Origin of the sequence: Proteus hauseri ATCC 700826, assembly GCF_001654965.1 — a bacterium.
Taxonomy (GTDB): Bacteria; Pseudomonadota; Gammaproteobacteria; order Enterobacterales; family Enterobacteriaceae; genus Proteus; species Proteus hauseri.
Genome location: NZ_LXEV01000031.1, coordinates 136187 through 156446, shown reverse-complemented (window position 1 = coordinate 156446; position 20260 = coordinate 136187). Strand labels below are relative to the sequence as shown.

The 20260-nt window shown below is 36.6% G+C and carries 15 protein-coding genes; 7 read left to right on the top strand and 8 right to left on the bottom strand.

The genetic code is table 11. The features are described 5' to 3' along the window. Positions 1–8: 8 nt before the first annotated feature. Both hpmA and M997_RS14020 read right to left on the bottom strand, forming a co-directional pair. Complete coding sequence (gene hpmA, locus M997_RS14025; protein ID WP_064720730.1) at positions 9–4742, bottom strand: calcium-independent hemolysin HpmA; 4734 nt, start codon at positions 4740–4742, stop codon at positions 9–11. A gap of 33 nt (positions 4743–4775) precedes the next feature. Beyond that, positions 4776–6461, bottom strand: coding sequence for a ShlB/FhaC/HecB family hemolysin secretion/activation protein (locus M997_RS14020; protein WP_064720729.1), 1686 nt, complete (start codon positions 6459–6461; stop codon positions 4776–4778). A gap of 846 nt (positions 6462–7307) precedes the next feature. Between M997_RS14020 and tnaC the strand changes: the two genes are divergently transcribed. From tnaC to mutT, 4 genes are all read left to right on the top strand, one after another. Beyond that, positions 7308–7412, top strand: a complete 105-nt coding sequence (tnaC, locus tag M997_RS17945; RefSeq protein WP_074379364.1) for a tryptophanase leader peptide — start codon at positions 7308–7310, stop codon at positions 7410–7412. A 115-nt stretch (positions 7413–7527) separates the two neighbouring features. Continuing rightward, entirely contained in the window at positions 7528–8931 is a 1404-nt protein-coding gene (locus M997_RS14015) for a tryptophanase (protein WP_064720728.1), read from the top strand. Positions 8932–9010: 79 nt separating this feature from the next. Then, the gene (locus M997_RS14010) at positions 9011–10261 is read left to right on the top strand and encodes an aromatic amino acid transporter (protein WP_064720727.1); all 1251 of its coding nucleotides are present in this window, start codon (positions 9011–9013) and stop codon (positions 10259–10261) included. 106 nt (positions 10262–10367) lie between these two features. Further along, positions 10368–10760: an 8-oxo-dGTP diphosphatase MutT gene (mutT, locus tag M997_RS14005; protein WP_064720726.1), complete on the top strand. Its 393-nt coding sequence runs from the start codon at positions 10368–10370 to the stop codon at positions 10758–10760. A gap of 60 nt (positions 10761–10820) precedes the next feature. Here mutT and yacG read toward each other — a convergent pair whose 3' ends face one another. The 6 genes from yacG to ppdD form a co-directional block, all read right to left on the bottom strand. Next, positions 10821–11039: a DNA gyrase inhibitor YacG gene (yacG, locus tag M997_RS14000; protein WP_064720725.1), complete on the bottom strand. Its 219-nt coding sequence runs from the start codon at positions 11037–11039 to the stop codon at positions 10821–10823. Positions 11040–11109: 70 nt separating this feature from the next. After that, positions 11110–11862, bottom strand: coding sequence for a cell division protein ZapD (gene zapD / locus M997_RS13995; RefSeq protein WP_064720724.1), 753 nt, complete (start codon positions 11860–11862; stop codon positions 11110–11112). Beyond that, positions 11855–12478 carry a dephospho-CoA kinase gene (gene coaE / locus M997_RS13990; protein ID WP_064720723.1) on the bottom strand — a complete coding sequence of 208 codons (624 nt, stop codon included), beginning with the start codon at positions 12476–12478 and terminating at the stop codon, positions 11855–11857. The genes zapD and coaE overlap by 8 nt, the downstream gene beginning before the upstream one ends. Positions 12479–12712: 234 nt before the next feature. Next, on the bottom strand, positions 12713–13912 hold the full coding sequence (locus M997_RS13985) for a type II secretion system F family protein (protein ID WP_064720722.1): 1200 nt from the start codon (positions 13910–13912) through the stop codon (positions 12713–12715). Next, on the bottom strand, positions 13909–15009 hold the full coding sequence (locus M997_RS13980; protein ID WP_064720721.1) for an ATPase, T2SS/T4P/T4SS family: 1101 nt from the start codon (positions 15007–15009) through the stop codon (positions 13909–13911). The genes M997_RS13985 and M997_RS13980 overlap by 4 nt, the downstream gene beginning before the upstream one ends. Positions 15010–15101: 92 nt before the next feature. Then, positions 15102–15563: a prepilin peptidase-dependent pilin gene (gene ppdD / locus M997_RS13975; protein WP_064720720.1), complete on the bottom strand. Its 462-nt coding sequence runs from the start codon at positions 15561–15563 to the stop codon at positions 15102–15104. A gap of 216 nt (positions 15564–15779) precedes the next feature. On the opposite strand from ppdD, the gene ampD reads away from it, so the two are divergent. From ampD to aceE, 3 genes are all read left to right on the top strand, one after another. Beyond that, positions 15780–16322: a 1,6-anhydro-N-acetylmuramyl-L-alanine amidase AmpD gene (gene ampD / locus M997_RS13970; RefSeq protein ID WP_064720719.1), complete on the top strand. Its 543-nt coding sequence runs from the start codon at positions 15780–15782 to the stop codon at positions 16320–16322. A gap of 327 nt (positions 16323–16649) precedes the next feature. Further along, positions 16650–17420 carry a pyruvate dehydrogenase complex transcriptional repressor PdhR gene (gene pdhR / locus M997_RS13965; protein ID WP_064720818.1) on the top strand — a complete coding sequence of 257 codons (771 nt, stop codon included), beginning with the start codon at positions 16650–16652 and terminating at the stop codon, positions 17418–17420. Between the two features lie 166 nt (positions 17421–17586). Continuing rightward, positions 17587–20253, top strand: a complete 2667-nt coding sequence (gene aceE / locus M997_RS13960) for a pyruvate dehydrogenase (acetyl-transferring), homodimeric type (RefSeq protein WP_064720718.1) — start codon at positions 17587–17589, stop codon at positions 20251–20253. Positions 20254–20260: the final 7 nt, after the last annotated feature.

Genomic DNA, 20260 nt, shown 5'->3' with positions numbered 1-20260 from the left:
GTTATCTATTACTTTTCAGAAATAGAAGATTTGGTATTCACTGTTTCGTTAACTTTAACGGGTGATTTTAATGAAAGATCACCACCTGCAAGTTGTTTAACTAAATCAATAGCAGAAGATTTTAAATCAAGATCTACACCAGCTTCATATTGATGGCCTTCAATATTCTTCAGTTGAACATTACTACCACCCAAATCAACTTCACCTTGGCGACTATGAATTTCAGCACCGGTTAGTGTGGTGTTGCCACCCACATTTAATGAAATATCTTTTTGGCTATTAAGTGTGGTTGTGTGGGTCACTGAATCATTATCAATATGCGATACTTTAATATCGGCATTAGCGGTATGACCTTCGGCACCTGTGACGATATTTTTAATGCCGTTACCAACATAATTAACACCGTTATCTATCTTGGCTTTGGTTTCACCACTAATACCCGCTTTATCTGCGATGGTTGTTGATACAGAATCGTATTTATTAGAAATCACATCTGTCGCCGATTTAATACCAGAATCAATAGTCTCTTTAATGGTATTTTCTAATAATGATCCACCTGCTTTAGCCGTTTTATCTACTTTGCTAGATTCAGGATCATTGGTGTGATTATAGCCGATATTCACACCTACATTAACGTGACGATCACTGTCTTTTTGGCTAGTAATATTTAAATCGCCAGCCACATTACCAGTGATATTATCAGCAGACACATTTGCACCAGAAAGCGTGAGGTTTTTATCACTATTAATGGTGAGTGTGCCTGTTTCTAATGTGGCATTTTGATGTGAAGTTTTTTGTTGATCTTCAACATTTACCATGATTTTTCCGCCGAAATCATGGATAGCGGTTGCGGGCTTCTCTTCTGTTACTTCTTTTGGTGTGGTGTTAGTTTGTTTTCCGTTTAAGGAAATATCGGTTCCCCAATTATTCTTATAATCACTAGACTGAGCAGATGTAATTGAGGTATCGCCGGATTGTGATGTTAGAGCAGTATTTTTACTATCAACATGGGTACCTTGAAGATTAACCGAACTACCATTGATGGTTAAATCACCTTGGTTATTAATAGAACCACCTTCAAGCGAAACGGTTTTCTCATCTTGTTTACCAATAGCAAATTCAGCGCCACCTAAGCCATTAATAGACGAAGAGGTCTCGCTGGTTTTTTTGCCACCACCAAGTTGTAAGCCACCGGATAAGTTATTACCTGTTTCAGTGTGTTGAGACTCAGTTGCTTGGAAATCAACTTTATTACTGGCTGTTAATGAAACATCTTGTTCGCTGGTTAATGACGAGCCCTGTAAAGTCAGGTTATGGCCTGAGTTTAATTCGACACCTTGTGAACCATTAACAGAACTCGCTTGTGCGGTTGATTGATCTTTTTGATGATGATTTCCGCCGGCTTTAAAACCGCCACCATAATCTTTGCTATCTGGCGTAGTACCCACTTTTAGATTTACACTACCATTTACATTGTCTTGACTTTCAGAATGCTGATTTGTTGCTTGAGCTAAGGTTAAATCGCCACCGGCATTAATAACTGTTTTTCCACCTTCGGCATTAAATTTAGCCCCTTCATAATGGGCATCTTCACGTACATTAATATTAATGCCACCGGCAGAATTAAGCTGACTACCTTCGGTTTTGGTAATGCTTAAGCTGCTATCATTAGTTTTACCTTCACCTTTAATGCCCACAGTGACATCAGTACCTGTTTTGGTACTAACACTAACTTGGCCACCACCCGTTGTTTCATGAGCTCGCTCTTGGTGCTGATTACTAACAGCTTCACTGGTATGAGAATTGGCTGTCAGTGAGATATCACCTTGAGTTGATTGATATTGAGTACCTTGATCATGCAGCGTATTATTACTATCGGTATTGATTTTACCGGCGGTAATTGAAGTAGAAACTGCTTGGCTATCGCTTTGAGATTTCTCGCTACCGCCGCCTTTAATACCGACTTCAACACCCACATTAGGGGCTTCTAAATTACCTAAATTAGCCAGATTCATAATGGCATCTTTAGCGGTGATTTTTTTATTCGGATCCGTATCGTTACCCGGTTTAGCGGTTTCAATACCGTCTTCTACTGCTTTTTTAATCGGTTGAGTAACACCGCTATAATCCAAATTAACACCAACATCAACACCAATATTTAGTGTGTCAGTTTTTGATGTTGCTTGATCATTAACAGCAAGGTGATTGATATTTTCACCCGATTCATTGTACGAACCGTCAACGTGATGCGTTGCACCTTGGTGAGTAACATCTTTGTTTGCAGTAATCGTTAAATCACCCGCAACATGCGTTTCACTGCCTTTATTTTTAACTATATCGGTTTCAGTATGCTGTTTGTCATATTGGAAATCAGCTTTACTTCCTACTTTATCTACACCTCCGGTATAGCTAAAACCGCCAGAAATGGTGGTATCTGTGCTGTCAGATTGTTTTTTATTTTCAGCAGAAACAAAGGCGATGTTATCGCCAGAAACTGTTGCATTACCAGCCGTTGTAGTAAGGTCAGAACCGGTAAAGGTAACATCTTTATCTGCTTGAACGCTGACACTCCCACCGCTGATAGTTGAAGCAACTTGTTCTGTTTCTTTAGTATCACTTTTATTTGAAGTATGAGTGATATGAAAACCTGCACTATATTGTTTGTCTTCAACTTCTTTAGCGTGTCCTGTCACTTCTAATGATGTTTTTTCATCATGAGTGGTCGCTACTTGTTGAGCTGACTGAACATTAATATCGCCTAAAGATTGAATACCTAACTCATCAGCGCTCTTAATTAAGCTGCCGATAACATTGATATTATTTCCACTTAATACTGTTAGTTCAGCATCAGAAACTAACTCACTACCTGTCGATAGCTGCTGATTAGTTTCATTTTTATGCGAGTTTTTAGTGATATTAAAGGCAGTGCCAGTACGCTCATCGGTTTTAGTTATTGTTTCACTGATAGCATTATCAATAACTACATCGCCTTGTGTTGTTTTGACAAAGGCACCTTGATTACCCTTAACTTGGCTACCAGTAATTTTGACACTATTATCGGCTGCTAAGACTAATTGACCATCAGCAGTAAGCTCAGTCGAGTGGCTTACTTCCTGTTTATTGTTGTTATTTTTGTTATTTCCTCCACCAATTCCCCCCCAAACAACGTGATTATCGGTGACGGTTTTATCGTTATTGGTATTTTGAACATTAAGATTAATGCTGTCCTTTGCATTGACAACAACATTCTCATTAGCGTGAAGTTTTGCACCTTGTGCAGTAATCGAGCCTTCAGCATTTAAGCCAAGAGTTTTACCTGCGCTTAACTCACTTGCTTTTAAGGTTTCAGTTTGCTGACTATTGCTCCAGCTTCCGGTTTCTAAACGAGAAGTATGGTTGCGTTTATAGCCGTTTTCACTGCGGTTTTCTTGTTCTACTAACCCATTAATATTAATGTCTTTATTGGCATTAATCGCGAGTGTGTTACCTGCGCTGACTTTAGCGCCTTCAATAGTGATATCACCTTTAGTCGCTGTAAGTGTGGCATTATTTTTAGCATCAATTTGACTACCGACTTGTTGCACGAGCTCTTTTTCATTAGTGACATCATATTGCCAAGAATAGAACCAACGATTATCAGTATGGGTCTCTTTTTGCTGAAGCTGTTTGCCATCAACGGTTAAATTAGCACCTTGCAGTAAAATATCATCGCCCATTAAATCAGCGGCTTTAATCTGGTTATTATTATTAGCAACCAGCGTGATATTTTTACCTTTCAGTTCAGTTTTTGTTAATGTTTGACTTGAGCCGCTATTGTTTACCGCGATACCACCACGGTAATTTTGATAGTTCTCACTACCATCTTTATCGTGATTGTTATAGCGGACTTGGCTATCAGTGGTGATATTATCTGCCCTGAAATTTAGTTCATTATCCGCAATAAATTTCCCTGATAATTTAACACCACTACCTTCTGCCGTATTGATAATTCGAATACGTCCTGATTGCATACTACCAAAGAAATAGCTATCTAAAGCTGAAGTGGGTTTTTGCGATGAGAGAATATCGAAACGCTGAGAAAAAGTATTTTGCCCTGTTAAAGCAGAAATCTCAGCAGCCGTTATTCTTCCTTTGCTATCAATACGAGGAGCAATCAAATCTAACAAACCCGGTGCATTTAAGCCATTTTTACCAATAGAAAGCATATTGGTATTGTTGAGTGTGCTATAACCAGAAAGATGTCCATTTTCAAAGAGTGGATTACCAACCACTAAAGAAGAGCGACTGGTATTGATAAACCCACAACCATCACAAGTGATACCATTCGGGTTAGAAAGAACATATTCAGCGGCGATACCAAAAACTTCTTGTTGGCCTAATAAAAACGAAGGGTTACGGCTAACGACTTCGTTGAGGATCAACGATGCTGCTTGACCATTTAAATTATTGTTGGCATTTAATTGACCCGCAAGTTGAGATTGACCCGCTTCTAACGCATTGTTAAAAACAGCACCAGGTTTACCAACATTAAAATCTTGATATTGGTTATGAGAAATACCTTCGTTGTTAGGTGTGACAATATTAATGACTTGGGTACCACCATTGACCGAAGAAATATTTGGTCCTTGATTACCAGAGTCTGGAATAATACCGCCAGCATATGCATTTAGTGATACAAAAATTATCGCTAAAGATGCAGCAAGCCTACCCGAAGGAGAAAGCTTGAAGTTTTGTGATTTCATTGAGTTATCTCCATTTATTGCTATAAGTGTGAATCAAAATAAATATGAAAATCTAACTAGCACTTGAGTAGGGTCTTTGGTTTTATTGGAATTTGATTGGGCATAGAGCAGATGGCCTTTGGCGACCTCCACATCTAATTGCGCTTGGCGATACTGAAAATTAATACCTGAACTGATGCCATAACCACTTCGCCATCCTTCAACATTGCCATGTTGTTGAACACGGCCAGCATCTAAGCCAATTCGAGGTGTGATTGCGAAGGTGTTAATGCGATAAGGATAAGAAAGTGAATGACGTAAATAGCCGCCGTTATCACCAGAGAGAGTGCTTTGATCAAAGCCTCTAATGGCGCTTTTATCTGTCAAACTCAGCCATTCAACACCAGGCAGAGTGTCGGGGCTGTACTGACCAATAACGACACTATTGAATAGAAATGTAGAATCCAACATTGAAAATCGTTGCTGCCAATTGGCAAATAGCTTTACTTTTGTAAAGCGGTAATCATTGTTATTGCCATTGGCAATATTTGGAGAGCTATCAGCGCCAAACCAACTAACGGCTTTTTCTGCGCTGAGATTAACACTCACAACCCCATTAGGGATGATGTGTAAATGGTTGATCCCTAATTCAACGGTCGTTAATGCAGGGCTACTAAGATCAAGACGTATTTGGCTAAAATAGTTACGAATACGCTTGTGAGTTACCTGCATATTAAAGGTATCTATCTGTTTTTGGTTGCGATATAGAACGTAATCGCCTCTTATCCCTATTTGTGTGGTATCACCATGTAAACGTACGGTTCTCGTTTGAAGTTGCTGGTGGAATTCATATTCTGAATAACTGCCAAAGGTACTAAAAGTAAAGGCACCATAAGGTAATGAGTAAAGTAGGGTATAAGAGCGATTAAAACGGGTATTGGGATTATCCGTTGTGATGTTGGCATTTAAACTAACAAAGTCAGATAACCCCAATGGGCTATCTAAACTCGCATTAGTACGAACTAACCAACGACCCGAATTTTTTTGGCCATAGTTATCTGTAGATACATTTAAATGCCACGGTGTTTGGCGTTGATTTGATAATTGAATAACTGAACCACCCAATCGGGTTCCGGGTAATATATCCAGTTTTACTTTATTGGATTGCAGGCGATTTGCCTGATCAAGCCCTTGATCTAATACTGAAAGAGTGAGTGGTTGACCTTCAATACGAGGGAATAAGAGGGTAGTATTGACACCGCGATCACTCCCTTCTATACGTTCAACAAAGCCTTCAATAACATACAAACCCAATTCTTGATTTTCATTAGGGCGTAAAAATTGCACTCGGGCTGTGATATAGCCACGTTGTAGATAATGCTGTGTTAGTTCTTTAACTAAACGATTAACATGAACACTTTTAATACACTGTTCTGGTAAAGACGATAATGAATCGAGATCAGTTTCACTTAATAATGTAATACCTTGAATATAGACACCATTTATCGGCAGACAATTATCTGACTCAGTTATAAGTGTGGGCGTTGATGAGGTTTCAAGTGCATTTTCTTGAAGTTGTTGATAACGGTTTTGTTCAATAAGTTGATTAATTTCACGTTGACTATCTTGCAATGCTCGTCGTGATTCACTTATTGAACCCATATAGCCAATATCATTTGCTGTTAATCCACTGGTTGAAAATCCACTTAAGAGTGTTAATAAAATAACTTTTTTTCTCATTTTACCTCATTATAAAGGTATTAATTTAGATTAAATAATATTGCTTAAATATAAAAAGAATTAATTAATGTTTTTATATTATCTTTAAAATTAAAATAATAAACACCTGTTACTCTTAAGATGAAAAGAAATTAAAAATTAAGGAAATAAAGATAAATTATTTATTATTTTGGTTTTTAATATCGACATAAATCAAATGTGCTGAGATGATAATGTTGATTATTAGTGCGGATTTTTATGATGAAATACATAACATATTGATTTATATGTATATGATTTTATTTTTGATGTTTTTATTAGAGGTAAGTTAATGTTGAACTTTATATGCTCATAATTTTTTAGCATATTTTATGGAGATGGAATTGTTCTTTTAACAGAGATTTTAATTTAATTAATATGATAATGACTTTTCATTTGTTGTGAGTGTGTTTATTTATGTTATAACATGGTAATAATAAACTTTGAATTTTTATCTATTAAAATTGAATAAAAGTATCATTGTGAAACTTAAGGTTGTTAAACATATAAATTGATGGAAAATAAATGGAGCCCAATTTATTTACCATAGTTAGATTTAATGGGCAAAATATTTTAGTTATTTAATAAAATAAAAATAAATTATTTATATACATGTAGTATTATAATGCTTCATCAAAAAAACTTTAAATAATAAAAATTAGTTTATTATTATTTAAAGTAAGTGATGATGATCACGTTAATTTATAATAAACACTAAATAGTGTGATTATTATCCAATTTATACTATTGTTATATTACTGAACGAAGCTAACTGTTATATAAACTAGTGTGTAAATTGTACTATTTCCTGACTAGAAGGGTGAAAGTATGTTCTCATCATTTAATGTATTGATAATATTAAGAGGTTTCGTCAGATTGAAGAAATGGTTTAATATTGACTCTGAACTCGCCTTCTTCTTTCCTAAAAAATAATCCCTTTTCTATACATATCTAAATTAATTTAATAATTCTTTTCCGTTTATTTAAAACGGAGAGACTATTTTATTTAATCTTTATTTATTATTTAATTTATATTAAAGGTATTATCATGGCTAAAAGAATCGTAGAACCGTTCCGTATTAAAATGGTAGAAAAAATCCGAGTTCCTTCAAGAGAAGAACGTGAAGCAGCATTAAAAGAAGCAGGATATAACCCATTTTTACTACCAAGCAGCGCGGTATATATTGATTTATTGACTGACTCTGGAACTAACGCAATGAGTGATCATCAATGGGCAGCGATGATTACAGGTGATGAAGCCTATGCGGGTTCAAGAAACTATTATGATTTAAAAGATAAAGCAAAAGAACTTTTTAATTATGATTATATTATTCCAGCTCACCAAGGTCGTGGCGCTGAGAATATTCTTTTTCCTGTGCTATTAAAATATAAACAAAAAGAAGGAAAAGCGAAAAACCCAGTTTTTATTTCTAACTTCCACTTTGATACAACCGCTGCCCACGTAGAATTAAATGGTTGTAAAGCAATTAATATTGTTACTGAAAAAGCCTTCGATTCAGAAACCTATGATGATTGGAAAGGCGATTTTGATATTAAAAAATTAAAAGAGAATATTGCACAACACGGTGCTGATAATATTGTTGCTATTGTATCAACCGTGACTTGTAATAGTGCCGGCGGCCAGCCTGTTTCTATGAGTAATTTAAAAGAAGTTTATGAAATAGCGAAACAACACGGTATTTTTGTTGTGATGGATTCAGCTCGTTTTTGTGAGAATGCTTATTTTATTAAAGCGCGTGATCCTAAATATAAAAATGCCACTATTAAAGAAGTTATTTTTGATATGTATAAATATGCTGATGCATTAACAATGTCAGCGAAAAAAGATCCATTATTAAATATCGGTGGTTTAGTCGCTATTCGTGATAATGAAGAGATATTTACTTTAGCCAGACAACGTTGTGTACCCATGGAAGGCTTTGTAACCTATGGTGGTTTAGCTGGTCGTGATATGGCTGCAATGGTACAAGGTTTAGAAGAAGGAACTGAAGAAGAGTATCTGCACTATCGTATTGGTCAAGTTAAGTATTTAGGTGATCGCTTACGTGAAGCGGGTATTCCAATTCAATATCCTACTGGTGGGCATGCGGTTTTCGTTGACTGTAAAAAATTAGTTCCGCAAATTCCGGGTGATCAATTTCCTGCTCAAGCAGTTATTAATGCACTTTATCTGGAGTCAGGTGTGCGTGCGGTAGAAATTGGTTCATTCTTATTAGGTCGTGATCCTGCAACGGGTGAACAAAAACATGCTGATATGGAATTTATGCGTTTAACTATTGCACGCCGTGTTTATACCAATGACCATATGGATTATATTGCTGATGCATTAATTGGGTTAAAAGAGAAGTTTGCAACACTTAAAGGTCTAGAGTTCGAATATGAACCACCTGTATTAAGACACTTTACTGCAAGATTAAAACCTATCGAATAATAAGTAATAATCCACAATTAAATAATGGCTCTCGTGCAATGCGAGAGCCCTATCCTTATATATTTAAGGGATACAAATAATGGAAAATACTTCAGTAAATAAAGAACCCTCAATTATTGTAGGGGGATTTGTTCTGGGTGGTGCTATGATAGGTGCAGGTATGTTTAGCCTGCCAACAATAATGTCTGGTGCTTGGTTTATAAACTCACTATTTATATTGTTTATTGTTTGTTTCTTTATGTTCCACTCGGGGATATATATTCTTGAATGTATTTCTAAATATGGCGCAGGAACAAATTACTTTGATATATCCAAAGAGTTATTACCGAAGTGGGCTTGTTATATTGCCAATGCTTCATTGATCTTTGTATTATATATATTGATCTATGCTTATATCTCTGCGGCGGGTTCTATTATCTATGAAGCATCACTGTTATATGGTATTAATTTTAATCTGAGAGCTATATTTTTTATTTTTACGATAGCCCTTGGTGCTACAATATGGTGGGGTGGCGCTTGTGCTAGCCGTTTAACCTCAATTTTCTTATTCATTAAGATAGTATTATTTATATTAGCGTTTTCGGGTTTGTTTTTTAAAGCAAAAGGTGATTTATTATTTAGTGCAACTTTTGCAGGAAAAAGCCAATTATATCTTTATCCTTTTATTTTTATTATCATTCCTTATGCCATTACCTCATTTGGATATCATGGTAATGTTTGTAGTCTTTATAAGCTTTATAATCAAAACGAAAGAAAAGTAGTTAAGAGTTGTATCATTGGTTGCTTGTTAGCATTAGTCATCTATTTACTTTGGATGATTGGCACTATGGGTAATTTACCGAGAGAACAATTTATTACTATTATCCAAAAAGGCGGTAACTTAGATGCCTTTATTGATTCACTCTATACGGTATTAAATAGTAAATATATTGAAGGATTTTTATTATGGTTCTCTATTAGTGCTGTTTTTTGCTCTTTTTTAGGTGTCGCGATAGGTCTTTTTGATTATATTTTAGCGTCATTAAAATTTAAAGATAATAAAACAGGGCGATTGAAATCAGGTGTGCTTTGTTTTACACCTCCATTGCTATTATGTCTATTTTTCCCTAATGGTTTCTTAATTGCTATTGCGTATGCAGGCACTGCTGCTTGTGTATGGGCCATTATTTGTCCGGCAGTAATGGCACTGAAAGCACGACAGAAGTTTCCTAACTCAGGCTTTAAAGTATGGGGTGGTAAAAAGCTGATTTATGCAGTTATTGCTTTTGGTGTTGTTGGTATTATTTGTCAATCGCTGGCGCAATTTAATTTACTGCCTATTTATCGTTAAATAAGAACTCAAATCAGGGAAAATAAAACCAGAGTAGCACCATTGAATATACGTTATAATAAAGTAAAATATTATAAATACGGTATTATTCAATAGGTTGTCGATGATGGATAAAAAAAAGCTACATATTGCTGCGGGGGTTATTTGTGATAAACACAATAATGTCTTTATTGCCCAGCGTCCTTTGAAATCTCATATGGGAGGATTTTGGGAATTTCCAGGTGGAAAATTAGAAGATAACGAGACACCAGAACAAGCGCTATTACGTGAATTACAAGAAGAAATTGGTATTGATGTTACACAATGCACCCTTCTTGATACAGTAGCGCATGATTTTCCAGATAGGCATATTACTTTGTCATTTTTCTTGGTAACAGAATGGAAAAATGAGCCTTACGGAAAAGAAGGGCAGTTGTCGCGTTGGGCACCTATTGTGTCTTTAAATGCTGATGATTTTCCACCTGCCAATCGCACTATCGTCGCTTTATTACAGAAATAAGCGTTTATTTTCTGTTATATAAAAACAGCCACTCATTATGTCGTGGCTGTTTTTTCTAGATTAAAATAATTTAGGCTCTTGCTCTGATGGTGGCGTCTCACTCCAATCATCGCTTTCATTGATATCGCCTTGGCTTGGAATTCGTTTTTCTTCATCTGCCCATTCACCTAAATCAATTAACTGACAGCGCTTGCAACAAAAAGGGCGATAAGGGCTGTTTTCATTCCAAACAACGTTTGTCTGGCATGTTGGGCATTTTACAATTAATTCTTCGCTCATTATCTCTCCTGAATTCTATCGGCTATTTCTTTTGTTCTATATATTGCTACTAAAATTAATAAATACAATGTTAGCAACAAGCTATCTCAAAAGGTAGCTCTAGAGGTACAGTGCCATTTTCGCTATCAAGAGGGAGAAAACGAACTGCATATCTGTTTTTATGGCCCGAAACTTGAGGGTAAATCTGATGGTCGATAAACACTTTTAATCGCAATAACTCAGCGTCTTCAGCGCTATCTTGGTAAAAACCACGATGGCTAAGTGCTGGCTTAAAGGTATCAGATTGACGAATAAGTGTGAGTAAGCTAGTTAATGCATTTTGTAATGGTTGTAGGCCGATTATCCAGTTTTGCAATTTTTCATCTCTAACAGTTTGAGGCAGACTTAACCATAAATGCAATGCGGGAACATCAAAGCTACAGCATCCACCAGGAATACTAAGACGCTGTTTGACTAAACTAATAATTTTATCTTGTTTTAAATGCTGACCAATACGAGGAGCTTTACTTAATATTGAAGCATTTTGTGAAAGTTCTTCAATTATTTGGCTAACAATATCTTTATCGACATTAGGAAATGAAAGCCATTGTTGTAATTTTTTTTGTCGTTTTTCTAGTTCTTTTAATAGCTCAGCTCGAATTTCGCCACGATCTAATACTTCAATAAATTCTGAAATAGCACGGAAAAAAGACATCGCAGAAGGCAGAGTATCAATAATATGATAGCTATTAATCTGTGTTAATGAATTTTCGATTCTAAGCCATGAACGCATTTTTTCATTAAGAGGGTGTTCAAAGATGATTGTTGTGATGTCATCACTCATGGCAGTTGTCCTGTAACGCTTGGTGAGCTAATTCTAAGTAATGCTGATGAAGCTGTTTAATCACATCAGTAATATTCTGATTATTATCATGATTATCAATAATGTCATCAGCAGCGGCTAATCGTTCTTGCCTGCTGGCTTGTGCCGTTAAAATATTAAGTACATGTTCACGACTCACGTTGTCACGTTGCATTGTACGTGTGATCTGTTCTTCTTCAGTCACATCAACAACTAAAACGCGATCTGCTAGGTGAGTCAGTTTATTTTCAATAAGTAACGGAACCACCCAAATAAAATAGGGTGCTTTGATTTGTTGGATCTGTTTTTGTGTCTCTTGCTGTATTAGAGGGTGAAGAAGCTGGTTTAACCATGCTTTTTCCTCTTTATGTTTAAAAATAATATCCCTTAATAGTGCACGATTTAATGTGCCATCGGGTAGTAGGATTGTTTCCCCAAAATGCTGGTGTATTGCTGTTAATCCGGGCGAATGGGGTTCTACCACTAATCTGGCAATGATATCTGCATCAACAAGAGGAACACCCAGAGAGGCAAATCCATTGGCAATGGTGGTTTTCCCGCTACCAATTCCCCCTGTAAGAGCAACCGTATAAGTCATTCTAATTATCTATTTTTGATTAATGAAAATTTACTCGTCGTGGTGTTATTCTAAAGCTTAATTTTGTTTTTATCACAAGATAATACCCGCAATATTTGGGTTTTATTCGGTTATTGTGATGTGTAATTTTCTGCTACCCTGAAATTGTACCTCATGAAGGATAACAGAACTATCCACAATCAATAAGTCGAGATGAAAAGTTATAATATTGTTAAATGCTCATAAGCATTGTGTTTATCTTATAATATCACCTAATTGTAGTATAGGAAGGTACATTGCAATAATTAGGGTGCCAACAATAAGAGCAATAACTGTCATTAATATAGGTTCTAGCCAAGAATTTAGTGTATTTAGACGTTCTTCAAATTGATGATTAAACCACTCATTTAATTTTTGACAAAAAAAGAGTAGTTGCCCTGAGTTTTCTGCTGAAATAATAAATTGATGACAAATTGGAGGGAAAAGTGGTTCATGTTTCATAAATGAACTTAACGATTTTCCTTGAGTAACGTGTTCTATCATTTGAGAAAGTGCGCGTTGATAAAGTGGATGGGTAAGTTGTTCGGTAATAAAGTTTAATCCTTTTAATAATGGAAGCCCGGCTTGTTGTGTGATCGTCAATATTTGAAAAATAAGCTGTAGTTGATGGTACTTCAATAATATACCTATATAGGGAGTACGAATAAGTAACTGTTGTTCTGCCAGATAAAATGAAAAAAAATAAACTCGTGCACAGTAATAACTTATTATTAGAGAAATAAGTAAGCTGATAATAATTAAGCTATTATTGATAATCCATTGAGATATAGTAATAAGCAAAGATGTGATTAAGGGTAAGTCAGTATTAAAGGAGCTATATAATGATTGATATTCAGGAAGGACATAAAGTAGCATTATCGTAGTGGTTATAATTAATACAAAGACTAAAAAAATGGGATATTTCAAAGCTTTTTTTGTTTTATTGATAAGTACTTTTTGGCTTTTTAATTGAGAGGCTTGTGATGTTATAATTTCGTCTAATTTTCCACTCTCTTCAGCAATATAAATAAAATAAGTTAATGAAGGTGGAAAGTAAAAAGGGTAAAGAGAAAGCTGTTTTGAAAAGGTACTACCTTGAGCCAGATTATAAGTAATCTCATCTAATACACATTGCCAATGAAGATAGCGACACTCATTTTTTAGTAATGTTAATGCAGGTAATAGTGCTAAACCAGAATGTATTAATAAAGAGAGTTGTTCTAGTAGTTGGATACGATATTGGCTATCGCTTTCTTTTAATAAAATAGCTTTATATAACTTAATTTTTAATGGTGTTTTTTGCTGTTGCATCATTTTAATAAACGCATCATGTTTAGATGTGGCTATGAGTTTTCCTGAACAGTATTCTCCTTGGTAAGTGAAAGCATCATATTGGTAGATATATTGTAGTTTCATTCAATATCCCCCACAACTTGATAAACTTCCTCTAACGAAGTTATGCCTTGTTTTATTAATTCAATACCAGAACTGAATAATGCAAAAGGTGAAGGTATTTTTTGTTTTGCTAATTCAAGACAATCATAAATAGCCGTTCTGCCGATATAACCTGAAAAACAGTATTGGCAACCATTAGCTTGCCAATGAGGCAAACAGATTACTTTATCTCTTAAGTGAACGGTTTGTTTATCTGGCAACCGAGTTTTGCAATGTTGGCATAAGCAGCGAACTAATCGCTGCGAAATAATTAAATTTACGCAACTGTAGATCAGGTCTTCAGCAATACCTAAGTTATGTAACCTCATTAGTGTGGAACGAGTTGAGTTAGTATGAAGTGTAGATAATACCAAATGTCCTGTTTGCGCTGCTTTAATTGCAATTTCAGCGGTGTGTTGATCTCTTATTTCTCCCACCATTATCACATCGGGATCTTGGCGTAATAATGCACGTAATATTGTTGCAAAAGTAATGCCTGCTTTTTCGCTAATTTGAGTCTGATTGATGCCATCAAGCGGTAATTCAATGGGATCTTCTACGCTATTTATATTATGGTTGTCTTTATTTAAATATTGAAGACAACTATATAGTGTCAGTGTTTTTCCACTTCCTGTTGGACCTGTGACTAAAATCATTCCTTGTGGTGAGGTGAGATATTTTTTTAATAAAACTAAATGCACAGGCTGAAAACCTAATTTATTTAGTTCGGGTTGTTGTAAATTATTTATTAATCGTAAAACGGCTTTTTCTCCATAAAGTGTAGGTAATGTTGCAATACGTATGGAATAAGATTTTTCATCATAAAACCAATTAAATTGTCCATCTTGTGGTAATCGTTTTTCTGCAATATTTAAATCAGCAAGTATTTTTAAACGAGTGATTATTTCACCAGAACAGTTATTTGATGGTGATGGAAATAGATATAAATGATTATCTATTCTTGCGCGTATTCTAAACCCCTCACTTTGAGGTTCAAAATGTAAATCTGAAACACGTTGTGAAATACTTTTTTGTAATAATTGTTCAATAAATTCTGTTGCAGTATGGGCTGTATTCATTAATCACCCCTATTGGCTAGGTGCTGATACTTTAAATAAAAAATGTAACTGTATTTTTATTTCGGTATAAAAAATAAGTAATAAAGAAGGTATTAATATGATTTGAGTATTTCAGTACACTGTTTTTGTAATATTTCATTGCTCGAAGTGCAGGTTGTTTTCCATTCTGCTAAGTAGTGAGTACTTGTTTTCTCCGGTGCCATTATAATAGTTAGTCCTTTAAGTTGAGCATTTCCTTTGGTGCTAATGACACCATTAACGACAGTGATATTATCAATATAACGACTGCGGAATTGCTTAGGCATAAAAGGGGAGTCTGATTGACAAGTGTTGTAGTGACCCATTTCATATTGACATAGTTCCACGGCTGAACGATAAGGTGAGATTGTTTGTAAGACATCTGTTAATGCTGCTTTTTGTATATATCCTTGATAGGCGGGAATAGCAACAGAGCTTAGAATTGAAATTATTGCGATGACAATCATCAGCTCCATTAATGTAAAACCGACCTCAGATGAGTGATAACTGAGTGAGTGAGAGTTTGGTGAGTTCATATTCTGTTCCTTCGTAATAAGTCGGTTTCAGAAGTATGAAAAAAAAGTGTTTTATTGACGAATAGATAAGTATTTCTTTGCGTAAAATATCGCAAAGAAAAAGGTGTGATACAGAATTAGCTATTATTATTGAGAGGAAATTCGCATTTATTGACGAATGTTAGCCAGAAAAATCATCAATACTTAGCTAAGTAAACATCAATCAAGAGGATAAATGTGGAAATTAAACAAGGTTGGTTAGTCGGAGTAAGGCATGTTCCATCACCAAATCATGATAAAAGACCCGACGGCGAGACTCCATCTTTACTTATCGTTCATAATATTAGTTTACCTCCTGGTGAGTTTGGTGGACCTTATATCGACCAATTATTTACCAATACACTTGTTGAAACTGAACACCCTTTCTTTAGTGAGATTAGTGAACTAAGGGTTTCTGCCCATTGCCTTATTCGACGAGATGGGGAAGTTGTGCAATATGTTCCTTTTACTGATAGAGCGTGGCACGCGGGTGTTTCTTTATATAAAGGAAGAGAGAAATGTAATGATTTTTCTATTGGTATAGAGCTTGAAGGAACAGACAGTTGTGATTTTACTTCGTTGCAATATCAGAAGCTCGCTAGGCTGACTTGTGCACTTATCTCACTTTATCCAGAGATAAAAGAGAATATTACAGGGCATAGTGATGTTGCTCCTAATAGAAAGACAGATCCGGGACCTCATTTTGACTGGGCCTATTATCGAACGTTATTAGAAAAATAATGGTCTTATTTTGAATGCAAAGTCATTTAGATTGAATTTATATTCTAAATACTAGTGCTGTTACGCTTCAGCTTGACTTAATATGTGTTTAAAAAACGTTAAAAATCATTAATTTTATCGTTTTTATATTATGCGATCTAGTTATCAATTTTGATGAATTTTTAAAATAATTTGTTAAATTTTGCAGGTTTTTATGATTTCGCTCAACAACTGTATGGACAGTTAGTGAATACTTTGTTACTTTATTACTCGTTACATTGAATTGGTATTACCAATTGACAACTCAATAACTAAGGTAATAGTTATCCAATAATGGCTTCTAGCAATATGGCTTATACTAAAATCCGCCAACCTAAGCTTTCTGATGTGATAGAACAACGTCTTGAGCATCTTATTTTAGAAGGCACTCTGCGCCCAGGAGAAAAACTCCTGCCTGAGCGTGAGCTGGCAAAACAATTTGATGTATCTCGCCCTTCTTTGCGTGAAGCAATTCAAAAGTTAGAAGCAAAAGGCTTTTTACTGCGCCGTCAAGGCGGTGGTACTTTTGTTCAACTTAACCTTTGGCAAAGCTTTAGTGATCCTCTTGCCCAGTTACTCAGCGGACATCCCGAATCTCAATTCGATCTATTAGAAACTCGTCATGCCCTTGAAGGCATTGCTGCTTATTATGCGGCGCTACGAGGGACTGATGAAGATCTTGTTCGCATTAAAGCAAGTCATGATTTGATTATTCAAGCCCATGAAAGAGGCGATTTAACTGCTGAATCTGAAGCTGTATTGCAATACCAATTAATTGTTACGGAAGCTGCTCATAACGTTGTTTTACTTCATTTATTACGTTGTATGGTACCCATGCTTGAGCAAAATATCCGCCAGAATTTTGAATTTCTTTATACCCGTAAAGAGATGTTAATTGCTGTAAGTGAGCATCGTACACAGATTTATCAGGCGATTATGAATAGAGAACCAGAAGCTGCGCGTGAAGCATCACATCGCCATCTGGCCTTTATTGAGGATGTTTTGTTGGATATGAGTCGTGAACACACTCGCCGTGAGCGCTCTTTGCGCCGGCTCCAACAACACCCTGATTTATTTTAGTAGGACAGATCCTGACCGCTGAGTCTGTACTACCTATCTCCCTGCTATTTTTCAGGGGTAGCGGTAATAACAGCAGGGTCTATCTTCCCGTCGTATCCCATAGGTATAACGGGAAGATAGACTCCCATAAAACCATTAGAAACAGATAACAGATAAGGAATACACCATGTCAGATATGCTGAAAAATGACGTGGATCCGATTGAAACTCGCGATTGGTTACAAGCGATTGATTCGGTCATCCGTGAAGAAGGTGTTGAGCGTGCGCAGTTCCTGATTGATCAGGTATTAAAACAAGCCCGTAATGGCGGACTTAATATTGCTTTAGGTGGCTCTGCTCATAGCGATTATATCAATACTATTCCTGTTGAAGATGAACCCGCTTACCCTGGCAATCTGGAGCTAGAGCGTCGTATCCGTTCTGCTATTCGCTGGAATGCGGTAATGATGGTTCTGCGTGCATCTAAAAAAGATTTAGAGCTCGGCGGACACATGGCATCATTCCAGTCTTCTGCTACTTTATATGAAGTTTGCTTTAACCACTTCTTCCGTGCTCAAAATGAAACTGATGGCGGCGATTTAGTTTACTTCCAAGGTCACATCTCCCCAGGGATTTATGCTCGTGCATTCTTAGAAGGGCGTTTAACTGAAGAACAGTTAAATAATTTCCGTCAAGAGATTGGTGGTAAAGGTTTATCTTCTTACCCACATCCTAAATTGATGCCAGAATTTTGGCAGTTCCCAACCGTTTCTATGGGTCTGGGTCCGCTATCTGCTATTTATCAGGCTAAATTCCTGAAATATCTAAATCATCGTGGCTTGAAAAACACAACTGCACAAACTGTGTATGCGTTCTTAGGTGATGGTGAAATGGACGAGCCAGAATCTAAAGGTGCAATCACCATCGCAGTACGCGAAAAATTAGATAACCTGTGCTTCGTTGTTAACTGTAACTTACAGCGTCTTGATGGCCCAGTTACTGGTAACGGTAAAATTGTTAATGAACTAGAAGGCATCTTCGCAGGTGCTGGCTGGAATGTGATTAAAGTGATGTGGGGCGACCGTTGGGACGAACTGCTACGCAAAGACACTTCAGGCAAGCTTGTTCAGTTAATGAACGAAACGCTGGATGGTGACTACCAAACATTTAAATCACGTGACGGTGCTTACGTTCGTGAACATTTCTTCAATCGTTACCCAGAAACCGCTGCATTAGTTAAAGATATGACTGATGATGAGATTTGGGCACTAAATCGTGGTGGTCACGATCCGAAGAAAGTTTTTGCTGCATTCCAGAAAGCAAAAGAGACTCAAGGCAAACCAACCGTTATTTTAGCTCAAACCATCAAAGGTTATGGTATGGGTGAAACGGCGGAAGGTAAAAATATTGCTCACCAAGTGAAAAAAATGAACATGGATGGCGTTCACCATTTCCGTGATCGTTTCAACATTCCTGTTGCAGATGAGCAAATCAAAGACCTGCCTTATATCACTTTTGATAAAGATTCTGAAGAACATAAATACCTGCATGCCCGTCGTCAGGATTTAGGTGGTTATCTGCCTGCTCGTCGTCCTCGTTTTGAAGAAAAACTGGATATCCCTACACTGGAAGATTTCAGCCAGTTACTGGAAGAGCAATCTAAAGAGATCTCTACGACTATTGCATTCGTTCGTGCACTGAACGTAATGTTAAAAAATAAATCAATTAAAGATCGTTTAGTACCAATTATCGCGGATGAAGCGCGTACTTTTGGTATGGAAGGTCTGTTCCGTCAAATCGGTATCTATAGCCCGAATGGCCAACAATATACGCCTCAAGACCGTGAGCAAGTTGCTTACTATAAAGAAGACGTTAAAGGTCAAATTCTGCAAGAAGGTATCAACGAACTGGGTGCTGGCGCATCTTGGTTAGCGGCTGCAACATCTTACAGCACTAACAATCTGCCAATGATCCCATTCTATATCTACTACTCAATGTTTGGTTTCCAACGTATTGGCGACCTATGCTGGGCGGCAGGTGACCAACAAGCACGCGGTTTCTTAGTGGGCGGTACTTCTGGTCGTACAACACTAAACGGTGAAGGTCTACAGCACGAAGATGGTCATAGCCATATTCAATCACTGACTATTCCTAACTGTATCTCTTATGATCCAGCATTCGCTTATGAAGTTGCTGTTATCATGCAAAATGGTTTAGAACGTATGTATGGTGATAAACAAGAAAACGTTTATTACTACATCACAACGCTGAACGAAAACTACCATATGCCAGCAATGCCAGCAGGCGTTGAAGAAGGTATCCGTAAAGGTATCTACAAACTGGAATCACTGGAAGGCGCGAAAGGTAAAGTACAGTTACTGGGTTCAGGTTCTATTCTGCGCCATGTACGTGAAGCTGCACAAATCCTGTCTGCTGAATACGGTATTGGTTCTGATGTTTATAGCGTAACCTCATTCACTGAATTGGCTCGTGATGGCCAAGATTGTGAACGTTGGAATATGCTGCATCCATCTGAAACGCCACGTGTGCCTTACATCGCTCAAGTGATGAATGATGCACCAGCGGTTGCTTCTACTGACTATATGAAACTGTTTGCAGAACAAGTTCGTACTTATGTTCCTGCTGATGACTACCGCGTATTAGGTACAGATGGTTTCGGTCGTTCTGATAGCCGTGAAAACCTGCGTCACCACTTCGAAGTTGATACTTCTTATGTGATTGTTGCTGCATTAGGTGAATTAGCTAAACGTGGTGAGATTGATGTGAAGATTGTTGAAGAAGCAATCAATAAATACAACATCAACCCTGAGAAAGTAAACCCACGTCTGGCGTAAGAGGTAA

Bases quoted from the DNA above. Each gene is read 5' to 3' on its own strand.
- yacG (WP_064720725.1), bottom strand. From the start codon at position 11,039: ATGAGCGAAGAATTAATTGTAAAATGCCCAACATGCCAGACAAACGTT.
- M997_RS14010 (WP_064720727.1), top strand. From the start codon at position 9,011: ATGGAAAATACTTCAGTAAATAAAGAACCCTCAATTATTGTAGGGGGA.
- pdhR (WP_064720818.1), top strand. From the start codon at position 16,650: ATGGCTTATACTAAAATCCGCCAACCTAAGCTTTCTGATGTGATAGAA.
- mutT (WP_064720726.1), top strand. From the start codon at position 10,368: ATGGATAAAAAAAAGCTACATATTGCTGCGGGGGTTATTTGTGATAAA.
- ppdD (WP_064720720.1), bottom strand. From the start codon at position 15,563: ATGAACTCACCAAACTCTCACTCACTCAGTTATCACTCATCTGAGGTC.
- zapD (WP_064720724.1), bottom strand. From the start codon at position 11,862: ATGAGTGATGACATCACAACAATCATCTTTGAACACCCTCTTAATGAA.
- M997_RS13985 (WP_064720722.1), bottom strand. From the start codon at position 13,912: ATGAAACTACAATATATCTACCAATATGATGCTTTCACTTACCAAGGA.
- coaE (WP_064720723.1), bottom strand. From the start codon at position 12,478: ATGACTTATACGGTTGCTCTTACAGGGGGAATTGGTAGCGGGAAAACC.
- M997_RS14020 (WP_064720729.1), bottom strand. From the start codon at position 6,461: ATGAGAAAAAAAGTTATTTTATTAACACTCTTAAGTGGATTTTCAACC.
- M997_RS13980 (WP_064720721.1), bottom strand. From the start codon at position 15,009: ATGAATACAGCCCATACTGCAACAGAATTTATTGAACAATTATTACAA.
- tnaC (WP_074379364.1), top strand. From the start codon at position 7,308: ATGTTCTCATCATTTAATGTATTGATAATATTAAGAGGTTTCGTCAGA.
- aceE (WP_064720718.1), top strand. From the start codon at position 17,587: ATGTCAGATATGCTGAAAAATGACGTGGATCCGATTGAAACTCGCGAT.
- hpmA (WP_064720730.1), bottom strand. From the start codon at position 4,742: ATGAAATCACAAAACTTCAAGCTTTCTCCTTCGGGTAGGCTTGCTGCA.
- M997_RS14015 (WP_064720728.1), top strand. From the start codon at position 7,528: ATGGCTAAAAGAATCGTAGAACCGTTCCGTATTAAAATGGTAGAAAAA.